This window comes from Pseudovibrio axinellae (assembly GCF_900110875.1).
In the GTDB taxonomy this organism is placed as follows: domain Bacteria; phylum Pseudomonadota; class Alphaproteobacteria; order Rhizobiales; family Stappiaceae; genus Pseudovibrio; species Pseudovibrio axinellae.
Genome location: NZ_FOFM01000067.1, coordinates 1 through 2,862 on the forward strand (window position 1 = coordinate 1; position 2,862 = coordinate 2,862).

5 protein-coding genes are annotated in these 2,862 nt (G+C 47.9%); 4 read left to right on the forward strand and 1 reads right to left on the reverse strand.

Annotated elements, in window-relative coordinates:
- From BMZ51_RS23430 to BMZ51_RS23445, 4 genes are all read left to right on the forward strand, one after another.
- The coding region (locus BMZ51_RS23430; RefSeq protein WP_139201480.1) for a DDE-type integrase/transposase/recombinase at nucleotides 1–288 on the forward strand (288 nt) is incomplete at its 5' end.
- Between the two features lie 42 nt (nucleotides 289–330).
- Complete coding sequence (locus tag BMZ51_RS23435; RefSeq protein ID WP_068009913.1) at nucleotides 331–528, forward strand: hypothetical protein; 198 nt, start codon at nucleotides 331–333, stop codon at nucleotides 526–528.
- Nucleotides 529–875: 347 nt separating this feature from the next.
- On the forward strand, nucleotides 876–1,169 hold the full coding sequence (locus BMZ51_RS23440) for a helix-turn-helix domain-containing protein (RefSeq protein ID WP_203416230.1): 294 nt from the start codon (nucleotides 876–878) through the stop codon (nucleotides 1,167–1,169).
- Nucleotides 1,169–2,464 (forward strand): type II toxin-antitoxin system HipA family toxin, encoded by a 1,296-nt coding sequence (locus tag BMZ51_RS23445; protein WP_068009440.1) that lies wholly within the window; start codon nucleotides 1,169–1,171, stop codon nucleotides 2,462–2,464. The genes BMZ51_RS23440 and BMZ51_RS23445 overlap by 1 nt, the downstream gene beginning before the upstream one ends.
- Nucleotides 2,465–2,574: 110 nt before the next feature.
- Here BMZ51_RS23445 and BMZ51_RS23450 read toward each other — a convergent pair.
- A partial coding sequence (locus BMZ51_RS23450; protein WP_139201481.1) for a DDE-type integrase/transposase/recombinase occupies nucleotides 2,575–2,862 on the reverse strand: 288 nt, incomplete at its 5' end.

The window sequence follows — 2,862 nt, forward strand, 5'->3', positions numbered from 1 at the left end:
CTTGGTTCTTATGGATCGGCAAAGCGCAAGGTGATGCCAACTGTCGAACACCTCAGCCATAAGGGTCTCAACAATCGCTCAGAGAACTCGCATTTACCCTTACGAAAACGAGAGCGGGCCATGCAAAAGTTCAAGTCGCCAGGCCAGCTTCAAAGATTTCTGGCGACCTTCTCCGGCCTGCGCAATCTCTTCGTTCCATCTCACCACCAACGGTCCGCAATCAACATTTACCTCCACCGCATCAACGCTTTTTCACAATGGAAACAAGCCGCTATGCTTGACGCCTAAAATGCGTCTGGAGAAAACTATTGCGGCCAATTTCAGGTTAAGTTGATAGCGCCAGCCGGAGCAGGGTCAGATGACGTCATCGGTTTTGGTACCGACCTATTTGCAAGCTTTGAGGATTTGCTCACAGCAGCCGGTAATAATGGCAGCGATACCGTCATTCGTGTGAATGAAAGCAATTCGGTGACACTCAAAGGCGTTCTTGTCTCAGATCTGCACGTCGACGATTTCCAGTTCGTCTAACCATATTATTCGGTTAAGCGATACGAACCTCGGTAGAGAAATTTCCCGAGGTTTCTATTTTGTTCTTTCTTAGCGTACGATTTTTAGCAAATCTTGTTCTGGCCCCTATAAGGCATATAAATCTGAAATGTTGGCAGGACTTCAGTAAATTAGCTTCAAATCACGATCCCTGCAACAACGTCGCCAGGCGCTGCATAAATCATATCCTTCCAGCCGCTTGCGGCTAATCATTACCGGAAGTAGATTGACTCTTTACAGCAAACGGAATTAGATACCGCAGGCAAGAAGGTCTAATTTATTTGCCATCATAGTGGCATTTATCTGGTTATTCTGATATAATTGCTATTATGGAAGCATTTAAACTCACCTCACCAAACGAAATTCTGGAAGCTCTCGCTAAACGAATGAAGGATCGGCGTATTTCGGCCAATCTTACTCAAAAAGAGCTAGCGGCGCGATCAGGTGTACCATACGCTTCAGTGCGCCAATTGGAAACCAACGGAAAAGGTTCACTTTTGGCAGCCATCAAGTTGGCTTATGCCTTAGACGCTGAAGACGGTTTTGAAACGCTTTTTGACACCAAGACTCCTCGATCTATTGAGGATGTCATCGATAAGCCTAAACGCAAACGAGTCCGATGATGAAACATCCGCCAGCAGTGTCCCGCCTTTTGGTTTCCCTTAACATCGAGGGTGAAACCCGCAAGCTTGGAGAACTCGCTTGGAGCCGGCAAGAACGACGGGCATACTTTCAGTATGGCGGGGAGTTCTTAGAAAACTCGTTGATGGTCTCCCCTTTTCACCTCCCTATTCGCTCTGGCCTTCAAGAAGCAAAACATGAGCCATTTAATGGTCTACATGGCTTGTTTAATGATAGTTTACCCGATGCGTGGGGACGAATGCTGGTAGACAAAAAGCTGTCGCGGCTTGGTATCGATTTCTCGCAACTCACCCCTTTGGATCGTCTTGCAGCTGTTGGAACAACCGGGATGGGAGCCCTTATCTATGAGCCGGCAATTGAATGCGAAGCGGAAGATCTGAAAGTTGCTGATCTTGATTGGTTCGCACAAGAGGTCGAGAAAGTTATCCAAGAAGTGCCTGCATCAGATATAGAGGCACTCCAAGCTGCACAAGGCGGTTCTGCAGGCGCTCGACCTAAAATCGTTGTAGGGCTCTCCCGAGATCAAAACACGGTCATACTTGATCATGGTGGAGGTTTGCCCGATGGATTTGAATCTTGGCTGGTAAAGTTTCCAAGCAAAGATGACCCTGCTGAGATGGGTGTCGAAGAGCACGCCTATGCACTCATGGCACATGGCGCTGGGATTGAGATGTCAGAAACCAAGGTGATCTCAACGGAACAGGGAAACAAGCTATTCGCTACAAAACGATTTGATCGTTGTGAGCAAGGTAAGTTCCACATGCACACTGCCAGCGGGCTTTTGCATGCTAGCCATACCTATTCATCAATAGGGTATCGGGAGCTGTTAAAGCTAACTGGGATGATGACCAAAAACCAAGAAGCTGTACAAGCAATGTATAAGCGGATGGTGTTTAACGTTCTCGCCAAAAACTTAGACGACCATACGAAGAACCATGCTTTCTTGATGGACAAAACAGGAAAATGGCGTGTTTCACCAGCATATGATTTAACCTACTCGATGGGACCAGGTGAACACAGTCTATCTATTGCTGGACATGGCCGGGACATCAAGGATGAACATATGATAACGATAGCTAAGGGTGCTTCGCTTAGCACCGCTGGAGCCATTCATGATATCGAGCAGATAAGATCTGTCATCAATGATTGGCCCCGGTATGCAGAGCAAGCTGGCTTATCACAGAAGAGAACGCAGGAACTTGATCATCAACTCAATGGTGTTCGAGGTCGACAACTAGCACCCTCGGCCCCATCCAGCGGTCCAGGACGCGGATAGATGGGTTGACGTTTTATGGACTCTTGGGTCCGTCGACATAAAGGTATGCGGGGTCGGGGCGCTATCAACTTAACCTGAAATTGGCCGCAATAGTTTTCTCCAGACGCATTTTAGGCGTCAAGCATAGCGGCTTGTTTCCATTGTGAAAAAGCGTTGATGCGGTGGAGGTAAATGTCGATTGCAGAACGTTGGTGGCGAGGTGGAACGAACAGATTACGTAAGCCAGAGAAGGTTGCCAGAAATCTTTGAAGCTGGCCTGGCGACTTAAACTTCTGCATGGCTCGCTCTCGTTTTCGCAAGGGCAAATGCGAGTTCTCTGAGCGATTGTTGAGACCCTTATGGCTGAGGTGTTCGACAGTTGGCATCACCTTGCGCTTTGCCGATCCATAAGAACCAAG

What these genes read in the sequence shown, in the direction of transcription:
- BMZ51_RS23440 (WP_203416230.1), top strand. Translation starts at nt 876, where the DNA reads ATGGAAGCATTTAAACTCACCTCACCAAACGAAATTCTGGAAGCTCTC.
- BMZ51_RS23445 (WP_068009440.1), top strand. Translation starts at nt 1,169, where the DNA reads ATGAAACATCCGCCAGCAGTGTCCCGCCTTTTGGTTTCCCTTAACATC.